We start from the raw sequence: 24,956 nt of genomic DNA on the forward strand, positions 1-24,956 counted from the left end.
CGGGGTCAAAATTTAGCGGAAGTCGGCGACGCTGCCGGAAATCGGCGGCAGCGTGCGGGAAAGCTTGAACAGTTCGACGAGGACGTTGGCAAAGCCACGGGCATCGTCGATTGCCTTATGCGTGTGAGCGATGTCGCCATAAAATTCCGAGGGGAGCTTGCTCATGCCCCAATCGAGATAGGGAGCGCCGCGCAGGGTTCCGGCCATGGTGTAAAGACACACCCCGCCGCCCCTGAAGATCTGCCGGCCCTTGAACGGGCCTGACAGCACGCGGGTGCCGGCGAACTCGTCGAGGTAGTGGTCCATCCACAGCCCGTCGAAAATCATCGGCGCGGCAACGAAGACGTGCGGCCCCGGCAGCGCCTCCACCCAATCGGCATAGCGCGGCATGACGACATCCGGCGCTTCCGGGTTGTGCGTGGCCGCCGCCCAGGCCTCGGGCTGGGTCTGCCACCACGCCATGGTGGTTTCATTCTGCATACGGTCCGGGCGCGGCTTAAGGACGGCCTCGAACTCGCCGCGCGGCGTTCCATCGGCATCGATCGCAACCGAAGCAAAGCTGAGCATCGAATTGTGCAGCGGCGTTGGCCCATCGCTTTCAATGTCGGTGACGACAAAGGTCGGGCGCGCCACCTGATTGTAGACGGGCCGGCCCGCGGGCAGCACATCCACCAGCCTGAAAGTTTCGCACACAAGCTGCATATCGGGCGAAAACCCGCCATTGCGCGCGAAATAGGCCTCGTGGCCCTCGCGCCAGGCGCGATAGTCGCCCTCGCCTTCCTGATCGGTGAAGGCCGGCGTAAGAGCATCGAAACGAGCGATTTCGACGCTCGTTGTCTCGATGACGGCGGCAGGCTCACCGGCGCCGTTCAGCACCACGTCGCGCCGCCCGACCTCAGGCATCGGTTCGCCGTCAGCGCCGAAATCACGCAAGGCGCCGCAGCTTGCCGTCTTGTCGCCCGCCAGAACACGCCGCAACAGATCGTCCGCCAGTTCCGGGGAATCCCCGAAGCTGAAGGCTATGGCGTTTTCGTATGGGGCGGGCAGCACTGGCATGGTGTCAGCTCGACAGGCCGCCAAACAGCGTCGGCATATCGAGGGGGCGGAAGCCGTAATGATCGAGCCAGCGCGTATCGGCGTCAAAGAAGGCGCGCAGATCCGCCATTCCGTATTTCAGCATGGCAATGCGGTCGATGCCGATGCCCCAGGCAAAGCCCTGGTAGACATCCGGGTCGAGCCCGGCATTGCGGATGACATTGGGATGCACCATGCCGCAGCCGAGAATTTCGAGCCAGTCGCTGCCTTCGCCGATACGCACCTCGTTACCCGAGCGGTCGCACTGTACGTCGACTTCCATCGACGGCTCGGTGAACGGGAAAAAGCTCGGGCGGAAGCGCAGCGTAACGTTCGGCACCTCGAAATAGGCCTTGAGGAATTCCTCGAGCACCCAGCGCAGCTGGCCGATATGACTCGACTTGTCGATCACCAGCCCCTCGACCTGATGAAACATCGGGGTATGGGTCTGGTCGGAATCGTTGCGATAGGTGCGTCCGGGAATGACGACGCGGATCGGCGGGTCCATCGGCGGCGTCACGTAATCGGCGCGCGGCGGCTTGTTGGACTTTTGCATGACGCGCATCTGCACCGGCGAGGTGTGGGTGCGCAAAAGCTTCTTTTCACCGTCAACCGATGGCTTCATGAAGAAGGTATCGTGCATCTCGCGGGCCGGGTGGCCCTCGGGGAAGTTCAGCGCCGTGAAGTTGAAGTAGTCAGTCTCGATATCCGGACCTTCGGCGATCGAGAAGCCCATGTCAGAGAAGATCGCGGCGATCTCGTCCATGGTCTGGCTGATCGGGTGGATGCGGCCACGTGCGGTCGGCGCCGGTTGCAGCGGCAGGGTCACGTCGAGAGTTTCGGCAGCCAGCCGGCGCTCCAGCGCCTCGGCGCGCAGGGTTTCGGCGCGCGCTTCGATCAGCGTGGCCACCTCACCCTTGAGCCCGTTGATCGCGGGACCGGCGGTCTTGCGCTCTTCGGGGGCCATCTTGCCGAGCGTTGCCAAAAGCGCCGAGACCCTGCCCTTCTTGCCGAGCGCGCCGACACGCACCGTATCTAGGCTCTGCTCGGTTTCGGCGGCATCGATTGCACCGATGATTTCGGCCCGCAATTCGCTGATCTGGTTCTCGAGAGACATGGTCACTTCCGGTCGGATGGTAGCGGTTGTGCTTGTGACAAAACAAAACGCCCTGCGCCAGCCCTGAGGGCGGCGCAAGGCGCAATATTCGCCTCAGCAATGACTGAGAAGTCGGGTCTTAGGCGTTCACACGGGCGTGGGTGGTTTCTTCCACGTCCTTGAGATACCCGAGAGCCGCCTTGGCCTGATCGACCAGGACGCCGAACGCTGCGGGCTCGTGGATCGCGAGATCCGAGAGCACCTTGCGGTCGACAGCAATCTCGGCCTTGCTGAGGCCGTCGATAAATCGGCCGTATGTCAAACCATGCTCGCGCACGGCGGCATTGATCCGCTGGATCCAGAGAGCGCGGAAGTTGCGCTTCTTCACGCGGCGGTCGCGGTAGGCGTACTGGCCTGCCTTGTCGACTGCCTGCTTGGCAATGCGGATGGTGTTCTTGCGGCGGCCGTAGTAGCCCTCGGCTGCCTTCAAGACCTTCTTGTGACGTGCGTGGGCGGTAACGCCCCTCTTAACGCGTGCCATTGTTCAGGTTCCTTTCAGCTAGCGGTTGTACGGCATGTACCACTTCACCAAGCCCTCATCGCCCTTCGAGAGCACCTTGGTGCCGCGATTGGAGCGGATGTACTTGGCGTTGTGGGAGATCAGGCGGTGGCGCTTGCCGGCGACACCGGACTTGACCTTGCCGGTCGCAGTGAACCTGAAGCGCTTCTTAGCGCCAGATTTCGTCTTCATCTTGGGCATTTTGCGGGTCCTTATTCTTGAGACGGGCTTTTTTAGGGCCGTCGCATTCAAAGACCGCCACGGCATGCCTTTCGGCCGGGCGGTCCGTCAGAAGGCGCCTCTATAGGGGCAAAGCGCCGATTAGGCAAGGGCTCAACCGGCATCCGCCTCGCGCGACTGGAACGACATGCGCAAGCCACCCGCCAGGGTCAGAAAATAGATCCTCTCGCCGTGTGCATCGACCGGACCTTCGACCGCAAGACCCTTGGCCTTGGCTTCCGCCGCATGCGCATCGGCATCATCGACGACCAGTTGCAGCATGGTGCCCGCAGGCATGCCCTCGCCCGCCGGCCAGATCTCGATCCAGCTGGCGTCGGACGCCGGGAACACCGCGCCCTGAAAGCCTGGCGTGGGGCTTTGCATTTCGAGTTGCTCGATGCCGAGACCTTCGCCGAGCTGCTCGGCCATTTGTTCGGCAGTGGCGCTTTCGGCAACGTGGCAAAAGCGAATCCCAAGAACTGTCATACCGTCTCTCACCCCGTCTGGTCTGGCGCTCAGGCATCCTGCCTCTCGCCCCCGCACGATGGCAAGTGCCGGAGCATTATGGCGCCTCGATGCGCGGGGGCGCGACAACGAAGCTCGACAGGCGCTGCGTATCGGCGACCTGCATGAACGCCAGGAGCGCCGCATTAAGCGCGCGCGGCAGCCGGCAGTTTGCTGCGATCGCGCAATCCTGGCCGGCCATGCAGCCGACAAGGGCGAAATCGGGTTCCGTTACCCGCAGCACCTCGCCGAGCGAAATCTCCTCGGCATCGCGCGCCAAAGCGAGACCGCCGCGCCGGCCCCTGCTTGGCCGCACAAGGCCGGCATGGGCCAGCCTGTTCGCCACCTTCATCATGTGATTGCGCGAAACGCCATAGGTCTTCGCGACCTCGGCAATGGTGATCTGTCGCGTCGGATCAGCGGCCATCAGGATCAGCAGCCGCAATGCAAAATCGCTGAACTGGGTTAGGCGCATCTGCCTGTCCTTCTGATTGAAAAAGCGGCGGCGCCTTTAGCGCCGCCGCATATGATCATGGTTGCTGGACCGGCGGCTGCGTCATGCCGTGCGGGTGCTCGGCATTGGGAACGTGGGTCAGCAACTCGCCGCCTGCGGCCGCCGGGGGTTCTGCCGTGTAGTCGTAGAACATCGCGTGGAGTCCCCAGTATGCACCGGCGATGATGACCATGGCGGTCAGCAATCCCGCCGGGACACTGCCGATCGCGGGCATCGGGCGCTTGAGCCAAAGGCCCGTCGGTGTTGGATCAGCCGCGATCAGGAACAGCGTGCCCATGATCAGGGCGTGCCCGACGAGGTCGATACGTCCGAAGGGATAGACGGCGGCCGTGAAGATGATGATCAGCGCCAATGCCGAGAGCCTGCGGATCAGCGGCGTCCACAACAGCCCAAAGCCCATGGTGAATTCAGCTACGCCCGCCATCGGGATAAAGGTGTCGCGCGGCATGCCAAAGGTCAGGAAGGGACGCTCTTCGACCAGCGGATAGAACCACTCGGCATAGGCGAATTTTTCAAGGCTCGACCACATCAGCGCGATCGCGACGCCCCACCGCAGCACTGCGAAACGATGCTGGTACCATTTGCCTTCGGGATTTGCCGCAAGGGCGAGATAGCCGGCCACGCCGACGCCAAGCGCCAGATAGTCGAGCAGGTGGAAGAAGTCATAGTCGCGCAAGGCAATCACCCAAAGCCCGATGATGCCGGCGGCCGCCAGGGGCATGGTCCGGCGCGAAAACACCAGCAGTGCGATCAGCAATTGCAGCCACGACACCCATTCGTTCGGCGTCTGCAGATCAGGTGTGAGATAAACGCCGCCGACCGCGAAGATGGCGACGAAGAAAGCGCCGATAATCGCCCGCATGAAGTCGTCATTGCGCACCCAGAGCGGGTTGCTGACGCGATCGAGCCCGCCGCTGATCGTGGTGCCGGCGGTGCCGCGCTCAACGAGCACGGTCGCCGCGAAGAACGCCAGGACGAGCGCGATACCGAGCCAGAACCAGCCATTGAACAGCGTGTCAGTCAGCGGGGCCGGTGCCGCGCCGACAACATAGGGGGCAAACCATTTGACGTGGGCCTCTGCCGGCCCGACGGCCAGAAGGCTCGACAGCATTGTGACGGCAGCAATGCCGAGACCGGTCCGCAGTCCGGTACGGCGGCGAGGCAGTGTTTGAGGGGTCACTTTCAACTCCATCAGTAAGCATGGATCATGGCCCGCTTCTTAAAGATGCATCGGCGATGCATCTTTGATCTCGATCAAAGGCTCTGCGCTTGCCGATGGCATAGTCCGGGCGAACACACTGAGGATATTGTCATGGACATGATGAAACTGGGGGCGGCCGGCATTCTGGCCGTCGCATTCGCCGGCGCACTTGTCGTACGCGAACAGCCGGCGAGCGAAGTCGCGATCCTGCCACTTCCGCCAATCTGCGGGGACGTGCTGGCTGAACACGGTGGCGCTTCGATGCAGGCACATATCGACATGATGGCTGAAGGCGCCGGTGAAGCGCACGCCGCGCTACTGCAGACGATGGAGCCTATGCATTCTGACATGATGCGCGGCATGACCGCTGAGGATTTCCAGACCGCCTTTGTCTGCTCGATGATCCCGCACCATCAGGGGGCGGTCGAGATGGCCCAGGTTGCTCAGCAATATGGCGATGATCCGTGGGTGCAGATGTTTGCGCAGGAAATCATCACTGCGCAGCAGGCCGAAATCAAAGAGATGCAGGCCTGGCTCGCACGCGGGGAATGAGCGGCAGCACGCTTAGCGCGCTGCCCTGAGGCGGGGCTCGAGATGATCCTCGAACAGCAATCCGGGCTGGTGCGCCACGGCCTCGGGATAGAGCCGCTCGGCTTCGAGGGAAATCTCGAGAAAGCGGCAAAGCCCCTCAACGCCTGCGGGGTCGGCAAGATTGTAGTAGCCCGATTGCAAGCGCTCCAGGAGCGTGATTTTGGAAGCGATCATGCCGGCGGTTACCTTTTCGCCGGCATTGCTCATCGATCCGGCCCGCTTGACATAGTCGTGCAGCGGCGTGCCGAGATGAAACGAGCGCGGCACGGTCCGATAGAGCTGAAGCAGGAATTCGAGATCGGTCATGTTGCTCATCGCGAGATCGTAGCGGCCATCGGCCTGTCGCCGTTCCCAGACGATCATCGAATCCATCGACAGGTTCACCCATTTGTGTGCGCCGGGGCCGAGCAGACCATCGGCCTGCACACCGACATGGCGCAGGTGATTAAAGCGCTCGTCCATGACATCGAGCCCGCAACTGACGATTCCGGCGTGTTCGAGCGCTGCCACAGCCAGTTCCAGCTTTTTCGGCTTCAGCCGATCATCGGCGTCTAGGATTGCCGCAAACGGCTCACTGATCGACTCGAGGGCGACATTGCGGGCAGCAGACGCGCCGCGCCCGATGCCGCCGCTTGCGTGAAAGACCAGGCGGCTATCGCTAAGACCGTGCCCTGCGAGCTCGGCTTGATAGTCCACGCCGTCATCGGCCACGATGTGCATCCGCCAGTCGGCATAGCTTTGGGCCAGAACGCTGCGGACGGTTTCCGCAAGCGTATCCTGCGCCCTGAATGCCGGGGTTATCACCGCCACTGTCCTGTCCATTTCCCGCCCCTCGCCACTCTTGAAGCCCTTGGCGCGTCCACCCATATCCATTGCAACGGTCGGGTGCCACTGTCTGGGCCCGGCAACGAACGTTGCTTGATGACAAGGACGCTTGTGCATGTCGCGTATTTCGGTTTTCTCCGCACCATTCCTGCTGGGCTTCGATGCACTCGAGGAGCGGGCTGACCGGCTTGCCAAAACGTCCGACGGCTATCCCCCATACAATATCGAGCGGCGCGTTACCGGCGACGGAGCTGAACAGTTCCTCGTGTCGGTTGCCGTCGCCGGTTTCGGGGCGAGCGATCTCGAGGTGACGGTCGAGGACAATCAGATGCTGGTGCGCGGCCGCCAGAAGGACGGCACGGAACGCGAATATCTGCACCGCGGCATCGCGATGCGGCAGTTCCAGCGCTGTTTTCTGTTGGCGGAGGGCATGTTGGTCAAAGATGCAACTTTGAGCCATGGTATGCTCGTTGTTACAGTTGAACGCCCGCCAACCGAAAAGATCGCGCGCCGCATCGAAATCCGCTCCGTTTGAAGAAGGACACGGACATGATCGAAAAACGCACTGCTTATCCAGACCTGCAGGATGGAACGCCCAACCCGCTCAAGACACTGACGGCCGAACAATTTGCCGCGCTCGGCGGCAACGCCGTGGCATTCGTGCGCCCGATCACCGGCACAGACCTTTCGGACATGATCACCGATGCCGATTTCGAGGATGAATCGATCTATCAGTTGGTGATGTCAGCGGATGGCACACCGTTGCTTGTCACCGACACCGATGAAGCCGTGGATGATTGGCTGACCGAACACAAGTTGGGGCTTGTGTCGCTGCACTAAGCTGGATCGCAACACAGATATGAAAAGGCCCGGCGCTCTTGAGACGCCGGGCTTTTTGTTTGCCAAAAAGTTTAGGCGGCGTGCGGTGTTTCGCGCTGCGTCGTCAGAATGGCGTAGAGCCGCTTGGGATCGCTGCTGCGGCGCAGGCCCTCGCGAACATCTTCCGTCCGCAACAGGCGCGCGACGCGCGACAGGGCCTTGAGGTGATCGGCACCGGCGCCCTGCGGCGCCAGCAGCATCATCACCATGTCGACGGGTTGATCGTCCACGGCATCGAAGTCGATCGGCGACTCGAGGCGTGCAAACACTGCTGTGACGCCGTTGAGCCCGGCAACCTTGCCGTGCGGTATGGCAATGCCATCGCCCAGCCCCGTGGAGCCGAGCGATTCGCGTTGTTCGAGGGCTTCGCGGATCGCATGAAAATCGTGGCCGCACGCCTCGGCGGCGGTGTGAGCCAGTGTTTCAAACAATTCAGTCTTGCTAAGGGGCTCGGCGCAAACAAGCACCGAGCTCTCAGCCAGTATATTGGCCAATTCCATTAAAAGCCCTGATCGAATGTGGTCTCGCGGGGGCAGCTGGCGCCAGCTAGTTGGCGCCGAGGGCCGGATCAATCCAGCCAATGTTGCCGTCGGCCCGGCGATAGACCACATTTAGACCACCGTGTCCAGCATGCCGGAACATCACCACGCCGGACTGGCTGAGATCGAGCTCCATCACCGCCTCCTCGACGCTCATCGAGCGAAGATCGCGCGTCTGCTCGGCGATCACTGGCGGGGCATAGTCCTCCTCAAGCTCATCGATTGAATCCGAAGAGCCGAGAACCGTGTACTGGGCAGGAATCGACTGTCCATTGGCCGGCGGCGTACCCCGGCGATGCGATTTGAGCTTACGGTTATACCGGCGCAAACGCTTCTCGATATGGGTCGACATCCCCTCGAAGGCGGAGACGGCATCCCCGGCCTGGGCGCTCGCCTGGAGCGTCGCGCCGGTATCGAGATGCACCACGCAATCGGCTCGGAATCCGCCGCCTTCATGCGTCATCGTCAGATGCCCGTCATAGCCGCCGTCGAAATACTTTCCGAGAACGGCTTCGAGCTGCTCCTCCGCCTTGCCCCGCAGGGCGTCGCCAACGTCCATGTTCTTGCCGGAAACACGTAAGGTCATTGTTCCCTCTTTCGGTTACGTGCGATGTGCGCGCCGGCCCGGAACGGTCCGACTACGCCGGTGCGCCCACTATCTGATATGGTGAGCTCACCTGGTCGATGCTAGCCTTCGGCTACACTGAGCACAATGCGCACAGGCATTGAGGGTTGCTGCGACATCAACGCACCCAAGCCCCTGAAACTCATGAGGAATGACGCCTCAGGCGATTGCTTCGAGGCTCTTTTTCTGGCGCCGGCGCACCACCGAAGAGGGGATATTCATGCCCTCGCGATATTTTGCCACGGTGCGCCGCGCAACGTCGATTCCCTGCTCGCGCTTGAGCATTTCGGCGATGGTATCGTCGGATAGAACGCTCTTGGCGGTTTCGGCCTCGATCAGTTCGCGGATACGGTGGCGGACGGCTTCGGCGGAGTGATCGCTGCCGCCGGCGCTCGAGGCGATGGCGGTGGTGAAGAAGTACTTCATCTCGAACAGACCGCGCGGGGTCATGAGATATTTGTTGGCGGTGACGCGCGACACGGTCGATTCGTGCATATCTATTGCCTCGGCGACCATTCTGAGCGTCATCGGGCGAAGATGGGCCACGCCGTTGACGAGAAACGCGTCCTGCTGACGCACGATCTCGGTCGCGACTTTGAGGATGGTCTGCGCCCGCTGATCGAGGCTCTTGGCCAGCCAGTTTGCGGTCTGCAGGCAATCGGTGAGGAAAGCTTTCTCCGAACGATCGCGGGTGCGCTTGCTGACACTGGCATAATAGACCCGGTTGACAAGAACCCGCGGCAGTACCTCGGTATTGAGTTCGAGCTGCCAGCCGCCATCGGAACCCGGCCGCACGAAGACATCGGGCACCACGGCCTCAAGCGGCCCGGTTTCATAGGCGCGTGCCGGGCGCGGATCGAGCGCCCTGATCTCGGCGATCATCTCGGCGAGATCCTCGCGATCGCAGGCCAGAAGCCGCATCAGCCCCGCAAGATCGTGCGCCGCAAGCAGATCGAGGTGCTGCAAGAGGCGCTGCATCACCGGGTCCAGCCGATCGCGCTCGCGCAATTGCATGGCAAGGCATTCGGCGAGGTCGCGGGCGTAAACGCCGACGGGATCGCAGCCCTGAACGGCAAGGAGGACAGCCTCGATATCCTCGATCTCGCAGCCAAGCTGCGCCGCGCCCTGATCGAGAGGCACGGCGAGATAGCCGTTTTCATCGAGATTGTCGGTCAGATAGCGGGCAATCAGGCGATCCGACTGCGTTTTCAGCAGCAGATTTGTCTGCGCTTCGAGGTGGTCCGAAAGCGTTTCGCCGGAGGCGACATACTGGTCGAGATCGGGGGCTTCGCCACCCTGCAGAGCCTTGATGCCGATATCGCGCAAAGGCCCGCCGGGCTCAGCCGCCGGTTGTTCGGGGAAGACGTTCTCGACAGACGTGTCGTAGCCATCGGCAATTGCCTCAGCGCTCGGCAACTGGCTCGACTGGCTGAACGTATCCGAAAACGAGGCATCGAGGGTCTCGACAGCCGCTTGCGCCTCGCCCGGCGCGTCGTCTCCAGCCTCGTCGCGCTCCAGCAACGGGTTGCGCAACAGTTCCGCCTCGACAAAGCCGTTGAGTTCGAGATGACCGAGTTGCAGCAGCCGGATCGACTGCATCAATTGCGGTGTAAGAGACAGGCTTTGCGCCTGACGCACCTCAAGACGCGGCGACAACGCCATACCGTCCGCCCCCACAAACACTTAAAACCTTCGGCCGAAGCCGCTTCCCGTCAAAAGCTTTGCAAATTTGTCAGGGCTGGGCAAGTGGGCTTGCGGTGTCTCGGCAAAATTCATGCCATGGACATGAATTCGCAATCATTGCCTAGATTTCGAAGGTGTCTCCGAGATAGACCCGGCGAGCATCCGGATCAGCCGATATGGTCTCGGGGCGCCCCTGTATCATCACCCGCCCCTCGTAGATGAGATAGGCGCGATCAACGAGGCTGAGGGTTTCGCGTACTGCGTGGTCGGTGATCAGCACACCGATGCCGCGATTGGTCAATTGCCGCACCAGCCCCTTGACTTCGGCGACGGCGATCGGGTCGACACCGGCAAACGGTTCATCGAGCAGCATGAAGGCAGGATTGGCGGCCAGAGCCCTCGCGATTTCCACACGACGGCGTTCGCCGCCGGAGAGCGCCAATGCGTTCGATGACGCGAGATGCGCGATCGAAAACTCTTCAAGCAGTTCCGCAAGCCTTTGCTTTCGCGCTGCGCGCCCGCGCACATGGCTCTCGAGAATGGCAAGGATATTGTCGGCAACGCTCAGACCGCGAAAGATCGATGGCTCCTGCGGCAGGTAGCCGATCCCCAGGCGGCCGCGCTGAAACAGCGGCAGATGCGTGATCGGATGTCCATCGAGGCGGATCTCGCCATGATCGGGTTTGACGAGCCCCATGATCATCGTAAAGCACGTGGTCTTGCCGGCACCGTTCGGGCCCAAAAGGCCCACCGCCTCGCCCCGCCTTACGGCAAGCGAGACGTCATGCACCACGGTTCGCTTGCCGAAGCGTTTGGCCAGCGCATGCGCCACCAGCCAGCCGGTCTGGTCGATACGCCCGCGCGCGGCGTTGTCCTCGGCACTCGTTTCGGTCACGCGCGGTCTCAGGGCGAGCTGAAGATGCCGGTCACGCGGCCACCGCCGGAACTGGTAAAGGTCGAGGTGTTGGTTGCAAGGTCCATCAGCAACTCGGGTCCGGTAACCGTGCCCGAGGCGTTGGTCACCCGCACATTGCCGGACAGCCTGAGCGTCTGCGCCGCCGGGTCGAACACGGCGCTGTCACCGGTCGCCGTCTGGTCTTCGGTTTCGAGTTCGACATCACCCGACGCCTCAAAGCTTTGAATATCGGAGGTGCCGCCTTCGCCATAACGCACGAGGACTGTCGGTGCCCGCACTGTCACCGATGGATGCACCACGACGACGTTGCCGGTGAAGGTCGCGCTCTGGTTCATTTCCTCGACGGTAAACGTGTCGGCGGTGATCTCCACCGGATTCTGGGCGGCAGCCGGAAGCGCAAAGGCAAAAAGGGCTGCAGCGAGCACCAGGGCTTGGCGGATCATGGTCTGGCTCCGGCATCATCCCGCGGCGACGCGCCGGGGGTATCTGGAAGGGTGACGCGCACGTCGCGGAATGTCCAGACACCCGCGCCGAGATCGTAATCCAACGCGCCAGCCTCGAGTTTGGTGCCATCGGCATAATCGATGTTGACCGGCCCCTCGCTGACGAGATGGCGCTGTGACCAGGCGAAGCGCGACTGCTCGAGGATGCCGGTGGTGCCGGTGGCATCCGAAACGCGCGCAATGCCCTCGATATCTACCACTTCGGTCGAGGTATCGAGCGTCGCCTCGGGAGCGCTGACAGACATTGTGGGGCTTGCCGGACGGATCAGCTCCATGCCCGCCTCTGCAAGGGCGATACGATCGGTATCATCGAGCTGCATGAAGGCTTCGCCGGCCCAGACGCTATAATGCCCGCCATCTTCAAGAACGCCGCGATATTCCGGGGTTTCGACCCGAACGGTATCCGGCACCTCCGTGACATGTTCGAGGATAAAGCCGGAGCCCGCATTGCTGATCGAGATCTGGATGGCGAGAAAAACGAAAATGACGATGCCGCACACAGGCAGGGCGATACGAAAGACGTCGACGGCGCGGTTGCGCCGTTGCAGCCGGCGGAAGATTGCCGCGCGGGCTCTCGTATCGTCCGTTAGCGCCATCGCGTCCTCAGCTATGCGCGAAAATGTCGGTTTCAGGCCACCCGAGCAGATCGAGTTCGCAGCGGCTCGGGAGGAAATCGAAGCAGCTCTGCGCCAGTTCCATACGTCCTTCGCGGCGTAACATGCGGTCGAGATGACGCTTGAGGTCGTGCAGGTACAACACGTCCGAGGCGGCATAATCGAGCTGCGCATCGCTGAGCTTTTCGCCGCCCCAATCCGAACTCTGCTGCTGCTTGGAAAGGTCTACATTGAGCAGTTCGCGGCACAGATCCTTGAGCCCGTGTCGATCGGTATAGGTGCGGACGAGCTTCGAGGCGATCTTGGTGCAATAGATCGGCCCGGTCATCACCCCGAACCGATGCTTGAGCACCGCCACGTCGAACCGCGCGTAGTGGAACAGCTTGGTGATCGCAGGATCCGCGAGCAGCTGCTGAAGGTTCGGCGCCTCGCTTGCGTCGGCCGGGATCTGGACGACGTCAGCATTGCCGTCGCCCGCCGAAAGCTGAACCACGCAGAGCCGGTCGCGATGCGGGTTGAGGCCCATGGTTTCGGTGTCGATCGCCACTTCGCGGCCGGTATAGTTGGACAGGTTGGGTAGATCGCCGCGATGCAGTCTGACAGTCATGGTGGGCCTCGTCTTGTGGTTGGGCGGTGATGCCACAGCGCAATCATTATGGAAAGCGCCGGCACAAAAAAGGCCGTGATCGGGCGATCTCAAGCTGTGCCGGGATCCTCGTTGTCCGGCGGTTCTGGACGCCAGCGGCGCATCTGCGCCTGCCAGCCCTCCGCCCATTCGCGCTCGAGGCTGGCGCGGCGGCGGCCGAAGCGCGTGTCGAGCGGGGTGAGCATTTCGATGCGATCGATGCGGAAATGCCTGAAATCCTCGCGCAGGCAGCACCAGGCCGCGATAATCTGCTTGCCTTCGTAATAGGCGAGTTGCACCGGCCAGATCTCGCGCTGGGTGCGCTGACCGGTCTCGTCCGCATAGCCGACAAGCACCGCGCGCTCGCGGCGCATCGCCTGGCGCAGATCCTTGAGCCACGGCTGCGGGGTCGAGGCCGCAGGCGTGATCGAAGGCCATAGTCCAGTATCGGCAATGCGGTCTCGCAGATCCTCGGGCGAGGCAGTGGCAATCTTGGCAAGTGCATTCTCGGCGGCTTCGGCCAACCCCTCATCCGGCTGCCTGCCGACCCATCGCGCCCCCAGAACGAGCGCTTCGAGCTCATCGACGCTGAACATCAGCGGCGGCAGGAAAAAGCCGGAGCGCAGCATATAGCCGAGCCCGGCTTCGCCCTCGATCGGCGCCCCGAGGCCGATCAGCGTCTGGATATCGCGGTAGAGCGTGCGCACCGACACACCCTGTTCCTCGGCAAGGTGCGCCGCCGTCACCGGCTTACGGTGACGGCGCAGCGCATCCATGATCGCAAACAGGCGCTCGGTCTTGTCCATGCTCTGACCTCATAGACCGCCCGTTCCGATTCAGCCGGCCGGCGCGATCTCGATTTCGCACCAGTGGCTATAGGGGCGATCGGGGCCATAGATGATGTTCGGGAAGTGCGGGTTGTGCAGCGCGTCGGCCAGCGCCTGGTCCTCAAGGCAAAGCCCGGCGTGCCGGCCATAGTGCTTGCCGTAGTTTCCGGGCACCGGTGTGTCGGTCCACACGCTGTTGTACAGCTGAAGGCCCGGCCGGTCGGTCCACAGTTTCAACGTCAGCGCGCCGTCGGGCCCCGTGACCTCCGCCACCGGTTTGTCGAACGCGCGGCCATCGTCGAGAACGAGACCGATGTCATAGTCGATCGGGTTGCCATCGGCATCACGCTGCACGCGTCCGGCGCGCAATTCGTAGGGCGTGCCGGCGGATGGCAGGATGGCGCCGGTGGGGCACAGATCCGCGCCCAATTCGGTATAGGCGCTCGAATCGATCTGTACCTTGTGGTCGAGCACGTCATCGCCGGTGCCGAGATTAAAGTACTGGTGCTGGACGAGACTGATCGGGGTACGCTTGTCGCTCGTCGCCGACAGTTCCAGCCGCAGGGTGTTGCCGGTCAGCGTATAGACGGCGGTGAAGGTGACGGTTCCGGGATAGCCCATCGCGCCATCCGGGCTGACATGGGTGAAGCGGACGGCATTTGCCGGCTCGTCGGCCTCGGCCTCCCACACCTGATGCCCTAAGCCTTCCTCGCCGCCATGCAGCTGCAGCTGTTCGCCCGGCACGTTGGGCGGCAGGTCATATGTCTTGCCATCGAGGTCGAACGAGGCGCCCTTCACCCGGTTGGCCACACGGCCGGCAAGCGAGCCGAAGTGCGGGCTATGCTCGGGGTAGTGCTCGAACGTGTCGAAGCCGAGAACAACGCTGCGCAGTTCATCGCCCACTGGCACCCGCCAGTCGCGCACGACGACACCATAGGTGATGATGTCGACTTCGACGCCGGTTTCGCTTTTTAGGTGATACTGATCGACCTGCTTGCCCTTGAAGCTGCCGAACTGCGAAACCGCTATCGCCATGGTGTGTCTCCCCTCATTGGTGATTTCGTTTAGCCCAGCCAAAGCCCGCGAGGCAATCGCACTCTTGACCGCGCGCCAGTTCATGGAAACTGTTGGCCAGCATTACGGAGACCAGCCTTGACCCCGCCCGACCGCAAACGCCGCGCAACCGTTCATGATGTGGCGCAGGCAGCCGGGGTCTCGCTCGCGACCGTCGACCGCGTGCTTAACGGACGCGCAGGCGTGCGCCCGCGCACTGCCGAGCGCGTCACCGAAGCGATCGAAAGCCTTGGCTTCCGGCGCGACCTCGGCGCTTCGCTTTTGGCGCGGGCACGGGCGTTTCATCTGGTGTTTCTGATCCCGGACGGTGACAACGCCTTCATGGACAGTCTCGCGGCGGCTGTCGCGCGGCAGGCCGCCATGGTGCGTACCGACCGCATGAGCCTGACGACGCAGCGCTTTCATGCTCTCGATGCCACGGCACTGGCCGAGGCACTCGATCGGCTGAGCACGCGCAATTGCGACGCCGTGGCGGTCGTGGCGACCGACGAACCGGTGGTGCAGGCCGCGATCGATGCTGCGGTTGCGCGCGGCCTCGTCGTCGTCACGCTGGTCTCGGATCTTCCACAGGCGCGTCGGCACCGCTTCATCGGCATCGACAATCTGGCGGCAGGACGCACGGCGGCAAGCTTGTTGGGACGGTTTTGCCCCGGCGGAGGGACGGTTGGCGTTGTTGTCGGTTCTTTGCGGCTGCGGGATCATGCCGAAAGGCTCGAAGGGTTTCGCGCTGTCATCGCATCGGACTTTGACGGCCTCGAGCTGCTTGAGCCGCGCGAAGGGCACGATGATTCGAGCGAGACCGAAGGCGTGACGGCGCAGCTTTTTGCCGACAATCCGCAGTTGACGGGGCTGTACAATATCGGTGCCGGCAATACCGGGCTGATGGCTGCGCTCGAAAAGATCAACGGGCCGCTGCCGCGTACCATCGTTCACGAGCTGACGCCGCCGACGCGTGAGGGGGTGATGCGCGGGCTGGTGGATGTAGTGCTCGACCAGAATCCCACTGCCGAGATTCGCGCCGCAATTCTGGCCGCTCGCGCGCAACTTCTGGGGGCTGCGGGACCGGATCTCATCGACCCCATTGAAATTGGGCTCTTCCTGCGCGACAATCTGCGCCGAGGAGACTACCAGACAGACTAGAGCCCTACGGAGAGCATGCGTGCGCGACGTCATAACCGGATTTGAGGTACGTACCTCATGACGGCATCCTATCTCGGAATCGATATCGGAACATCAGGCGTCAAGGCGCTGCTGATCGATGAGGCCGGCCGCGTGATCGGCGATGCAACCGCAGCCAGCGCCGAGCCGGTGCGGCCACAACCCGGCTGGTCAGAACAGGATCCGGCGGATTGGTGGCGGGCAACGCTCGAGGCGATCGATGCCCTGGCGAAGCTGCATCCGCAGGCTGTTGCCGGTGTTCGCGGCATCGGGTTGTCAGGCCACATGCACGGCGCAACGCTGCTCGGCGGCGGCGACGAAGTGCTGCGCCCGTGCATCTTGTGGAACGATGGTCGCTCGGCAGCCGAATGCGCCGAACTCGAAGCGGCGGTGCCGGACCTTCATCAGATTGCCGGTAATCTGGCCATGCCGGGTTTTACCGGCCCTAAGATCGCGTGGGTCAGAAAGCATGAGCCGGACATTTTCGAAAAGATCGAAAAGGTCCTGCTGCCGAAGGCCTATATTCGCCTGCTGCTGACCGGCGAGTATGCCGAGGACATGTCGGACGCCGCCGGCACGCTGTGGCTCGATGTGGCCAAGCGTGACTGGTCGGACACGTTGCTGAAGGCAACAGGCCTCGATCGCGCGAAGATGCCGCGGCTTGTCGAGGGCTCTGAGGTTTCCGGCTCGCTCAAGGGTGAACTGGCCGAGCGCTGGGGCATGTCAGGGTCGGTCGTCGTTGCAGGTGGCGCCGGCGACAATGCGGCCTCGGCCTGCGGCATCGGCGCGATCCGGCCGGGCGAGGGGTTCGTTTCACTCGGCACATCGGGCGTGCTGTTCGTCTCCAATGACCGGTTCCGGCCCAATACCGAGGGTGCGGTGCATGCATTCTGTCACGCCGTTCCGGGCACCTGGCACCAGATGGGCGTGATCCTGTCGGCAACCGACAGCCTCAACTGGCTGGGGCACATTACCGGGCAAAAGCCCGCCGATCTCGCTGGCGCGGCCGAAGCACAATATTCTGGTCCGGGCGAAGAGATCTTCCTGCCGTACCTTTCGGGTGAGCGTACCCCGCACAACAACGCGGCAGCGCGCGGCAGCTTTGTCGGGCTGAGCCACAACTCCAACCCCGCCCGGCTGGCCCAGGCGGTGATGGAAGGCGTCAGCTTTGCGGTGCGTGATTGCCAGCGCGTTCTCGCGGACGCCGGCACCAGCATCGGGCGGCTGCTCGCGGTCGGCGGTGGCTCGCGCTCCAATCTGTGGCTGCGCATGCTCGCCACCAATCTCGATACCGAAATTGCTCTCCCCGAGGATGGCGATTTCGGCGGTGCGCTTGGTGCGGCGCGGCTCGGCCTGTGTGCCGCAACCGGTGCCGACCCATCCGAGGTGATGACCATGCCAGCCATCAAGACAGTGATCGCGCCAGAGCGCGACCTGCAGCAAGCCTATTCCGACCACTATGCGCGCTATCGCGCGCTTTATACCGCAATTGAGGAGACTCGCCGGTGACCGACTTCTACAAAGGCCTCTCGCCCGTCAAGTTCGAGGGTGAACAGAGCACCAATGCCCTCGCCTATCGGCATTACAACAAGGACGAGATCGTCGCCGGAAAGCGGATGGAAGACCATATCCGTCCCGCCGTTGCCTATTGGCACAGCTTTGCCGCAGAGGGCGGCGACCCGTTCGGCGGGCGCACTTTCGACCGGCCGTGGTATGACAAGGGCATGGATGGGGCGCGGATGAAGGCCGATGTTGCCTTCGAGACCTTCGACATGCTGGACGTGCCGTTCTTTTGTTTCCATGACGTCGATATCGCCCCGGAAGGCGACAGCCTTGCCGAGAGCAACAAGAATGTCCGCGAGATCGGCGAGATCTTTGCCAAGAAGATGGAAACCAGCCGCACCCGGCTGCTCTGGGGCACGGCGAACCTGTTCTCGAATCGCCGCTATATGGGCGGGGCCGCGACCAATCCTGACCCCGACGTGTTCACCTATGCCGCCGCGCAGGTGAAGAACGTTCTCGAACTCACCCACGAGCTGGGTGGTGAGAACTACGTGCTGTGGGGCGGACGTGAAGGCTACGAGACGCTGCTCAACACCAAGATCGGCCAGGAATCGGACCAGATGGCGCGCTTCCTGACGCTCGTCATCGAACATGCAGACAAGATCGGCTTCAAGGGCCAGATCCTGATCGAGCCGAAACCGCAGGAGCCGACAAAGCATCAGTACGACTATGACGTTGCGACTGTTTACGGCTTCCTGCAGCGCTACGGGCTCGAAAAGCGGGTGAAGTGCAACATCGAAGTCGGCCACGCCTTCCTTGCCGGTCACTCGTTCGAGCACGAGCTGGCGGTTGCCTCCTCGCTCGGCATGCTGGGCTCGGTCGACGCCAATCGCAACGATCTGCAGTCGGGCTGGGATACCGACCATTTCCCCAACAATCCTGGCGAAATGGCACTGGCGTTCTACTACATCCTGAAGCAGGGCGGCCTCGGCAAGGGCGGCTTCAATTTCGACGCCAAGCTGCGCCGCCAGTCGCTCGACCCGGCCGATCTGCTCTATGGTCACGTCGGCGGGCTCGATGTTCTTGCACGCGGCCTCAAGGCTGCCGCCGCAATGATCGAGGATGGCGAGTTCGACCGTCTGCTTGATGAGCGCTATGCCGGCTGGCAGAGCGGTGAAGGCAAGGCCATTCTCAATGGCGAACGCAGCCTCGAGAACCTCGCCGAGCGCGTCGAACGCGAGAACCTGCAGCCGCAGCCGCGTTCGGGCCGGCAGGAATATCTCGAGAATCTGGTCAACCGTTTCGTTTGACCACTCAGTCTTGGGGAGCCGGGCACCGGCTCCCCTCTACTTTTTTGTACGGTGTCTGGCAAAAATACAGTCTTTGCGAACCGTATTATTTCGCGCAATAGTGCGAACGCGGATTGGGAGGTCCGCGACACGCAGCCGAAATCTTGGGAGGGAACTCGGTGGCACTTTTAGAATTGAAATCTATATCGAAGCATTTTGGCGCTATTCAGGCCTTGAACAGCGTCAGCTTCAGCATCGCACCGGGTGAAGTCGTCGGTCTGATGGGTGACAATGGCGCCGGCAAGTCGACCCTCGTCAAGATCATTTCCGGCATCTACCACCCAAGCAGTGGCGAACTGCGCTACGAAGACAAGGCGATCTCGATTCCCAATCCGGGCGCCGCACGCGCGCTCGGCATAGAAACCGTGCACCAGGATCTGGCGCTCGCCAACAACCTCACCGCCACCGCCAACATTTTTCTCGGGCGCGAGCTCAAGCACAAGTTCGGGCCGCTGCGCCTGCTCCGGCACAACGCCATGCGCGCGCGCGCCAACGAATTGTTCAACGAACTCAAGTCCGAAACCCGCGCCGACGATCTCGTCAAGGATATGTCTGGCGGGCAGCGCCAGGCAGTCGCGATCGCCCGCACCCGCCTTGCCGATGCCAAGCTGATCCTGATGGACGAGCCAACCGCCGCAATCTCGGTGCGTCAGGTCGCCGAGGTGCTCGGGTTGATCCATCGCCTGCGCGATGCCGGCATCGCCGTTATGCTGATCTCGCACCGCATGCCGGACGTGTTCACGGCCTGCGACCGGGTGGTCGTCATGCGCCGCGGCTCGAAAGTCGCGGACAAGCCAATCGCCGACTCCTCGCCCGAGGAAGTCACTGCCCTCATCACTGGCGCCAAGGAGGCTGCGTGATGGCATCGGGCAATGATTTCGCTACCGGGTTCACCAATGTCGGACGAACCCGCTTCTGGCAGCGCGGATTTCTCGCCACGCAATCCGCCTATGTGCTTGCCGCGCTGATCGTTCTGATCTTCATCATGAGCCTTTTGTCGGAGAATTTCCTCACAGCGGGCAACATCTCGAACATTACCCGCAACTTCTCGTTCATCGCGGTTGCCACCCTTGGCATGACGCTGGTGATCATCACCGGCGGCATCGATCTGTCGGTCGGCTCGACCATGGCGCTGAGTGCGACGATTACAGCGCTGGTGATGGGCGGACTGGTCGCGGCAGGGTTCACGCCGTTTCCCGGCGCGACGATGATCCTTGCGATACTTGCCGGGCTCGGCACAGGCTTTGCCGTCGGGCTGTTCAACGGGTTCGCCATCGCCAAGCTCAAGCTCGCCCCGTTCGTCACGACCCTCGGCACGCTCTCGATCGTGCGCGGCCTCACCTATGTCGCAACCTATGGGCGTGGCGCCTATCCGTCGGGACCAGACAAGGATTTCTTCATCGCGGTAACGGCCGGACGCTTGTTCGACCTCGTGCCAGTCTCGTTTCTCTACCTGCTGGTGGCGGCTGTCGCGATGTATGTGGCGTTGCATCACACCGCCTGGGGCCGGCATGTCTTCGCCATTGGCGGCAATGAGGCCGCGGGCCGGCTCACCGGCGTCAATGTCGATCGCGTCAAGATCCAGGTCTATGTGCTCTCGGGGCTTGCGGCCGCCTTTAACGGCATCATCATTTCCGGCTGGCTCGGCTCGGCGCCCGCTAATCTGGCACAGGCGTACGAACTCACGATCATCGCCGCCGCCGTCATTGGCGGCGCCAATCTCGCAGGCGGCGTCGGCGGAGCGGCGGGCGCGATCATCGGGTGCGTGCTGATCGAGGTCATCCGCAACGGGCTGGTCCTGGCCCGTGTCGATCCATACTGGCAGCAGACGCTTGTCGGCTGCATCATCGTTGCTGCGGTCCTTGTCGACCGCGTCAGATCGGCGCGATCCGGTTGAGGGAGTAATCGGATCACGCTGTATGGAGCGCGTGGAATGGTCCGCCGCTCCGCAACCGGGCTCAGCCCGGATATTGGGAGGACTACAATGACTTTTGGAAAACTTCTCAGCCTTGCCGGCATGGCCGCCGTCATGATGACGGGAACGGCGATCGCGCAGGATGACAATCTGCAGTTTGCCGTGGTGCCGAAGGCGATGAACAACCCGTTCTTCGACCTCGCCCGCGACGGCTGCATGGCCAAGGCGGAAGAACTGGGCAATGTCGAGTGCATCTATATCGGGCCGGTCGAGCACGAAACGGCAACGCAGGCCCAGATCATCACCGACCTGATCACCCAGGGCGTCGATGGTCTCGCGATCTCGGTGTCCGACACTGCTGCCGCAACGACCCTGATCGATCGTGCGGTTGAAGCCGGCATTGCCGTCATCACCTTCGACAGCGATGCACCGGACAGCCAGCGTACCGCCTATGTCGGCACCAATAACCGCGAGTTCGGTACAGCACTCGGGGAAATGCTGCTTGAAGTCGGCCCTGACGGGGGCTCATACGGCATGATCTCGGGCGGCGCTGCCGCACCGAACCTTGCCGAGCGCGTCGATGGCGTGCGCAGCGCACTCGAGGGTTCCAACTGGACTGAGGTGCCCGGTTCGCCGACCTTCTCGAACGACGACAGCGCCCTTGCCATCCAGCAGGCTGGCGATCTGCGCACCGCCAATCCGGACATGAACGCGCTGGTGCCGGTCGGTGGCTGGCCGATGTTCGCGCCGGATGGCTGGCGCAACTTTGTCGACGGCTTCAAGGACCAGGTGGATTCCGGTGAATTCGCGCTTGTCGTCGCCGACACGCTTCCGGTTCAGCTGGAACTTCTCGAGGAAGGCTATGCCCACGCCCTGGTTGGCCAGCGCCCCTATGAAATGGGTGAAGTCGCCATCGAGACGCTGATGTCGATCGTCAACGGCGAAGAAGTCGACGAGATCATCTATACCGGCGTTGATCGCGTCACCGCCGACAATGTCGAAGAGTTCATGAACTGATCATACCGATCACCAACCGGGTGTCGCCGCCAAGGCGGCGGCACCCATTTTACTGCAAGCGAGTATCATGGCACGCCTGACCAATCCCATCCTGCCCGGCTTCAACCCGGATCCGTCGATCTGCCGCGTCGGCGACGATTACTATATCGCCACCTCCACCTTCGAGTGGTTCCCCGGCGTTCAGATCCACCATTCCAAGGATCTCGCCAACTGGGACCTGGTGTGCCGACCGCTCGATCGGGCCAGCCAGCTCGATATGCGCGGCGATCCGGATTCGTGCGGCGTGTGGGCGCCGTGCCTGACCTATGCCGACAACCAGTTCTGGCTGATCTATACCGACGTCAAGCGCAAGGACGGCTCATTCAAGGACGCGCACAACTACCTGGTCACCGCCCCCTCGATCGACGGGCCGTGGTCCGATCCGATCTACATGAATTCGTCAGGGTTCGATCCATCGCTGTTCCACGACGAGGACGGCCGCAAATGGTTCGTCAACATGATGTGGGACCACCGGGCGCGCCCGCTGCTGTTTGCCGGCATCGCGCTGCAGGAATACGACCACGAGCAGAAAAAGCTCGTCGGTCCGATCAAGAACATCTTTACCGGCACGGATCTCAAGCTCGTCGAAGGCCCGCATCTTTACCGCCGCAATGGCAAGGATGGCACGCCCTGGTACTATCTGATGACCGCGGAGGGCGGTACCGGATACGAGCACGCCATCACCTTCGCGCGGTCGCGCTCGATCGACGGGCCGTACGAACTGCACCCTGAAAAATACATCGTCACCTCGAAGGACACGCCGCTCAATCCGCTGCAGCGCGCCGGGCACGGCGATTGGGTCGAAACCCCGGATGGCCGGCACTATATCGTCCATTTGACAGGCCGCCCGACGACGCAGAAGCGGCGCTGCGTGCTGGGCCGCGAAACCGCGATCCAGGAAGCCGAGTGGCGTGATGACGACTGGCTGTGGCTCAAGCACGGCACCAATGTGCCGGCGCTGCATGTCGACGTCCCGGGCGAGCGCGACGACACCGACTACTGGTCGGAGCAGCGCTACGATTTCACCACTGGCGACCTGCACAAGGATTTCCAGTGGCTGCGCACGCCCGAGCCGGAGCGGATCTTCAATCTCGATAATGGCGCCCTGACTCTGATCGGGCGGGAATCGATTGGCTCATGGTTCGAGCAGGCGCTGGTGGCACGCCGGCAGACGCATTTTTCCTACGATGCGGAAACCGTCATCGACTTCCAGCCTGTCGACGAGCGCCAGTTCGCCGGGCTCACCGCCTATTACTCGCGCTACAATTTCTTCTACCTGACACTGACGGCGCATTCGGACGGTAACCGCGAATTGCTGATCATGAGTTCGGAAAAGAGCTTTCCCGACGGCAAGCTCGACTATCCGGGCGGGCCGGTATCGATCCCCAACCAAGGCAAGGTACGCCTCGCGCTCACCATTCGCGGGCCAGAACTGCAGTTCTATTTTGCGCTCGAGAACGAGCAGCTGCAGCCGATCGGCCCGGTGCTCGATGCCTCGATCGTCTCCGACGAATGCGGCGGCCACGCTGAGCACGGCAGCTTTACCGGCGCTTTTGTCGGCGTTGCCGCGAGCGATCTCAACGGTACCGCACGACAAGCGCGATTCGATTACCTCACCTATCGTCCGGTCCACGATAAGACGGATCGTTACGAGGTTTAGGCAAGCTGGTTCGGCCTGAAGCCGAGCCGTAAAAATTCATGCCCCGTTCCGCGCTTGCCGCGCGGGCGGGGCTTTGCTCTTTTGCCGCACACTTGGGCTCAAGCGGAGGAACACCATGAAGCTCGAATCGATCGCCTTGCACCACGGCTACAGCTCGGAGGCCACCACAAAGGCCGCCGCCGTGCCAATCTACCAGACGACGTCCTATACGTTCGATGACACCCAACACGGTGCCGACCTGTTCGACCTGAAGGTCGAGGGCAATATCTATACGCGCATCATGAACCCGACGACGGCGGTGCTCGAGCAGCGCGTCGCCGAAATGGAAGGCGGCATTGCCGGTCTCGGCCTCGCCTCCGGCATGGCAGCGATCACTTATGCGATCGAGACAATCGCCGGCGTCGGCGACAACATCGTGTCGATCTCGCAGCTTTATGGCGGCACCTATAATCTGTTCGTTCACAGCTTCCCGCGCCGCGGCATCGAAGCCCGACTCGTCGGACACGACGACTTCGAGGGCTTCGAGCGGCTGATTGACGACAAGACCAAGGCCGTGTTTCTCGAGTCGATCGGCAACCCGGCCGGCAATGTCGTCGATATCGAACGCATCGCCGAGATTGCGCATCGTCACGGTGTGCCGGTGATCGTCGACAATACCGTCGCCACGCCCTATCTCTGCCGCCCGATCGATTTCGGGGCTGATATCGTCGTGCACTCGCTCACCAAATATATTGGCGGGCACGGCACGTCGGTCGGCGGCATCATCGTTGATTCGGGCAAGTTCGACTGGGCTGCGAACAAGGAGCGCTTCCCGATCCTTAACGAGCCCGATCCGTCCTATCACGGGGTCGTCTATACCGAGGCGCTCGGGCCCGCAGCGTTTATCGGGCGAGCCCGCGTCGCCCCGCTGCGCAATACCGGCGCGGCCCTGTCGCCGATGAACGCGTTCCTGATCCTGCAGGGCCTCGAGACGCTGGGCCTGCGTATGGAACGGCATTGCGAGAACGCTACCAAGGTCGCGCAGTATCTCGAAAACCACCCGAAGGTTGAATGGGTCAACTACGCCGCTCTTGGGTCCAGCCCTTACAGCGATGTGGCAAAGCGCATCACGGGGGGCAAGGCGTCGGGCATTCTCAGCTTCGGCATTACCGGCGGCCGTGAGGCCGGCGGGCGGTTCATTGATGCGCTGCAGATGATCCTTCGGCTCGTCAATATCGGCGACGCCAAGTCGCTGGCCTGCCATCCGGCGACCACGACGCACCGCCAGCTCGGGGCAGAAGAACTGAAATCCGCGGGCGTTTCCGAAGACCTGGTGCGCATTTCGGTGGGCATCGAGCATGTCGAGGATATCATCGCCGATATCGAGCAGGCGCTCGACAAGGTCTGAGCCTATTGGGGAGCGGTGTGAAACGCCGCTCCCCGCCAATGCTTGAGCCCCGCGCCATCA

The 24,956-nt window shown here is 62.5% G+C and carries 28 protein-coding genes; 11 read left to right on the forward strand and 17 right to left on the reverse strand.

Annotation, left to right across the window (positions count from 1 at the left end; all coding sequences use genetic code 11):
• Positions 1-12: 12 nt before the first annotated feature.
• From IE127_RS19840 to IE127_RS08625, 7 genes are all read right to left on the reverse strand, one after another.
• A complete protein-coding gene (locus IE127_RS19840) occupies positions 13-1,056 on the reverse strand; it encodes an ASCH domain-containing protein (protein ID WP_210310463.1) in 1,044 nt (347 codons plus the stop codon).
• Between the two features lie 4 nt (positions 1,057-1,060).
• A complete protein-coding gene (gene pheS / locus IE127_RS08600; RefSeq protein WP_189425265.1) occupies positions 1,061-2,191 on the reverse strand; it encodes a phenylalanine--tRNA ligase subunit alpha in 1,131 nt (376 codons plus the stop codon).
• A gap of 118 nt (positions 2,192-2,309) precedes the next feature.
• A complete protein-coding gene (gene rplT / locus IE127_RS08605) occupies positions 2,310-2,711 on the reverse strand; it encodes a 50S ribosomal protein L20 (protein ID WP_189425267.1) in 402 nt (133 codons plus the stop codon).
• Positions 2,712-2,729: 18 nt separating this feature from the next.
• Positions 2,730-2,930 carry a 50S ribosomal protein L35 gene (gene rpmI, locus IE127_RS08610; protein ID WP_189425269.1) on the reverse strand — a complete coding sequence of 67 codons (201 nt, stop codon included), beginning with the start codon at positions 2,928-2,930 and terminating at the stop codon, positions 2,730-2,732.
• 132 nt (positions 2,931-3,062) lie between these two features.
• Positions 3,063-3,434 (reverse strand): hypothetical protein, encoded by a 372-nt coding sequence (locus tag IE127_RS08615; RefSeq protein ID WP_189425271.1) that lies wholly within the window; start codon positions 3,432-3,434, stop codon positions 3,063-3,065.
• A 76-nt stretch (positions 3,435-3,510) separates the two neighbouring features.
• Complete coding sequence (locus IE127_RS08620) at positions 3,511-3,927, reverse strand: Rrf2 family transcriptional regulator (RefSeq protein WP_189425272.1); 417 nt, start codon at positions 3,925-3,927, stop codon at positions 3,511-3,513.
• A gap of 55 nt (positions 3,928-3,982) precedes the next feature.
• On the reverse strand, positions 3,983-5,146 hold the full coding sequence (locus tag IE127_RS08625) for a hypothetical protein (protein WP_244640060.1): 1,164 nt from the start codon (positions 5,144-5,146) through the stop codon (positions 3,983-3,985).
• Between the two features lie 132 nt (positions 5,147-5,278).
• On the opposite strand from IE127_RS08625, the gene IE127_RS08630 reads away from it, so the two are divergent.
• Complete coding sequence (locus IE127_RS08630; RefSeq protein ID WP_189425274.1) at positions 5,279-5,719, forward strand: DUF305 domain-containing protein; 441 nt, start codon at positions 5,279-5,281, stop codon at positions 5,717-5,719.
• A 12-nt stretch (positions 5,720-5,731) separates the two neighbouring features.
• Here the strand turns inward: IE127_RS08630 and IE127_RS08635 are convergent, their stop codons facing one another.
• A complete protein-coding gene (locus tag IE127_RS08635; protein ID WP_189425276.1) occupies positions 5,732-6,631 on the reverse strand; it encodes a glycosyltransferase family 2 protein in 900 nt (299 codons plus the stop codon).
• A 67-nt stretch (positions 6,632-6,698) separates the two neighbouring features.
• On the opposite strand from IE127_RS08635, the gene IE127_RS08640 reads away from it, so the two are divergent.
• On the forward strand, positions 6,699-7,118 hold the full coding sequence (locus IE127_RS08640) for an Hsp20 family protein (RefSeq protein WP_189425278.1): 420 nt from the start codon (positions 6,699-6,701) through the stop codon (positions 7,116-7,118).
• Positions 7,119-7,132: 14 nt separating this feature from the next.
• Positions 7,133-7,423: a DUF1150 family protein gene (locus IE127_RS08645; protein WP_189425279.1), complete on the forward strand. Its 291-nt coding sequence runs from the start codon at positions 7,133-7,135 to the stop codon at positions 7,421-7,423.
• A 71-nt stretch (positions 7,424-7,494) separates the two neighbouring features.
• Here the strand turns inward: IE127_RS08645 and IE127_RS08650 are convergent, their stop codons facing one another.
• From IE127_RS08650 to IE127_RS08690, 9 genes are all read right to left on the reverse strand, one after another.
• Positions 7,495-7,962 carry a PTS sugar transporter subunit IIA gene (locus IE127_RS08650; protein ID WP_189425281.1) on the reverse strand — a complete coding sequence of 156 codons (468 nt, stop codon included), beginning with the start codon at positions 7,960-7,962 and terminating at the stop codon, positions 7,495-7,497.
• Between the two features lie 46 nt (positions 7,963-8,008).
• The gene (gene hpf / locus IE127_RS08655; RefSeq protein ID WP_189425283.1) at positions 8,009-8,587 is read right to left on the reverse strand and encodes a ribosome hibernation-promoting factor, HPF/YfiA family; all 579 of its coding nucleotides are present in this window, start codon (positions 8,585-8,587) and stop codon (positions 8,009-8,011) included.
• Between the two features lie 198 nt (positions 8,588-8,785).
• Entirely contained in the window at positions 8,786-10,288 is a 1,503-nt protein-coding gene (gene rpoN, locus IE127_RS08660; RefSeq protein ID WP_189425284.1) for an RNA polymerase factor sigma-54, read from the reverse strand.
• A 142-nt stretch (positions 10,289-10,430) separates the two neighbouring features.
• Positions 10,431-11,204 carry an LPS export ABC transporter ATP-binding protein gene (lptB, locus tag IE127_RS08665; RefSeq protein ID WP_308430297.1) on the reverse strand — a complete coding sequence of 258 codons (774 nt, stop codon included), beginning with the start codon at positions 11,202-11,204 and terminating at the stop codon, positions 10,431-10,433.
• A gap of 8 nt (positions 11,205-11,212) precedes the next feature.
• Positions 11,213-11,668 (reverse strand): LptA/OstA family protein, encoded by a 456-nt coding sequence (locus tag IE127_RS08670; protein ID WP_189425285.1) that lies wholly within the window; start codon positions 11,666-11,668, stop codon positions 11,213-11,215.
• Positions 11,665-12,324 (reverse strand): hypothetical protein, encoded by a 660-nt coding sequence (locus IE127_RS08675; RefSeq protein ID WP_189425286.1) that lies wholly within the window; start codon positions 12,322-12,324, stop codon positions 11,665-11,667. The genes IE127_RS08670 and IE127_RS08675 overlap by 4 nt, the downstream gene beginning before the upstream one ends.
• A gap of 7 nt (positions 12,325-12,331) precedes the next feature.
• Complete coding sequence (locus IE127_RS08680; RefSeq protein WP_189425287.1) at positions 12,332-12,949, reverse strand: ribonuclease D; 618 nt, start codon at positions 12,947-12,949, stop codon at positions 12,332-12,334.
• An 89-nt stretch (positions 12,950-13,038) separates the two neighbouring features.
• Entirely contained in the window at positions 13,039-13,773 is a 735-nt protein-coding gene (locus IE127_RS08685; protein WP_189425288.1) for a helix-turn-helix transcriptional regulator, read from the reverse strand.
• 30 nt (positions 13,774-13,803) lie between these two features.
• On the reverse strand, positions 13,804-14,829 hold the full coding sequence (locus tag IE127_RS08690) for an aldose epimerase family protein (RefSeq protein WP_189425289.1): 1,026 nt from the start codon (positions 14,827-14,829) through the stop codon (positions 13,804-13,806).
• Positions 14,830-14,946: 117 nt separating this feature from the next.
• Here IE127_RS08690 and IE127_RS08695 point away from each other — a divergent pair, with 117 nt between their 5' ends.
• The 8 genes from IE127_RS08695 to IE127_RS08730 all read left to right on the forward strand — a co-directional run bounded on the left by IE127_RS08695 (position 14,947) and on the right by IE127_RS08730 (position 24,896).
• On the forward strand, positions 14,947-16,008 hold the full coding sequence (locus tag IE127_RS08695; RefSeq protein WP_189425291.1) for a LacI family DNA-binding transcriptional regulator: 1,062 nt from the start codon (positions 14,947-14,949) through the stop codon (positions 16,006-16,008).
• Positions 16,009-16,065: 57 nt separating this feature from the next.
• Positions 16,066-17,535 carry a xylulokinase gene (gene xylB / locus IE127_RS08700; RefSeq protein ID WP_189425293.1) on the forward strand — a complete coding sequence of 490 codons (1,470 nt, stop codon included), beginning with the start codon at positions 16,066-16,068 and terminating at the stop codon, positions 17,533-17,535.
• Positions 17,532-18,839, forward strand: coding sequence for a xylose isomerase (xylA, locus tag IE127_RS08705; RefSeq protein WP_189425294.1), 1,308 nt, complete (start codon positions 17,532-17,534; stop codon positions 18,837-18,839). Before xylB ends, xylA begins: the two co-directional genes overlap by 4 nt.
• Positions 18,840-18,997: 158 nt before the next feature.
• On the forward strand, positions 18,998-19,738 hold the full coding sequence (locus IE127_RS08710; RefSeq protein ID WP_244640062.1) for an ATP-binding cassette domain-containing protein: 741 nt from the start codon (positions 18,998-19,000) through the stop codon (positions 19,736-19,738).
• Positions 19,738-20,775: an ABC transporter permease gene (locus IE127_RS08715; RefSeq protein ID WP_189425295.1), complete on the forward strand. Its 1,038-nt coding sequence runs from the start codon at positions 19,738-19,740 to the stop codon at positions 20,773-20,775. Before IE127_RS08710 ends, IE127_RS08715 begins: the two co-directional genes overlap by 1 nt.
• 87 nt (positions 20,776-20,862) lie before the next feature.
• On the forward strand, positions 20,863-21,810 hold the full coding sequence (locus IE127_RS08720; RefSeq protein ID WP_189425296.1) for a sugar-binding protein: 948 nt from the start codon (positions 20,863-20,865) through the stop codon (positions 21,808-21,810).
• Positions 21,811-21,877: 67 nt separating this feature from the next.
• Complete coding sequence (locus tag IE127_RS08725) at positions 21,878-23,509, forward strand: glycoside hydrolase family 43 protein (protein ID WP_189425297.1); 1,632 nt, start codon at positions 21,878-21,880, stop codon at positions 23,507-23,509.
• A 115-nt stretch (positions 23,510-23,624) separates the two neighbouring features.
• On the forward strand, positions 23,625-24,896 hold the full coding sequence (locus tag IE127_RS08730) for an O-acetylhomoserine aminocarboxypropyltransferase/cysteine synthase family protein (protein WP_189425298.1): 1,272 nt from the start codon (positions 23,625-23,627) through the stop codon (positions 24,894-24,896).
• The last annotated feature ends 60 nt before the right edge of the window (positions 24,897-24,956 follow it).

The organism is Devosia pacifica, from assembly GCF_014652635.1.
In the GTDB taxonomy this organism is placed as follows: domain Bacteria; phylum Pseudomonadota; class Alphaproteobacteria; order Rhizobiales; family Devosiaceae; genus Devosia; species Devosia pacifica.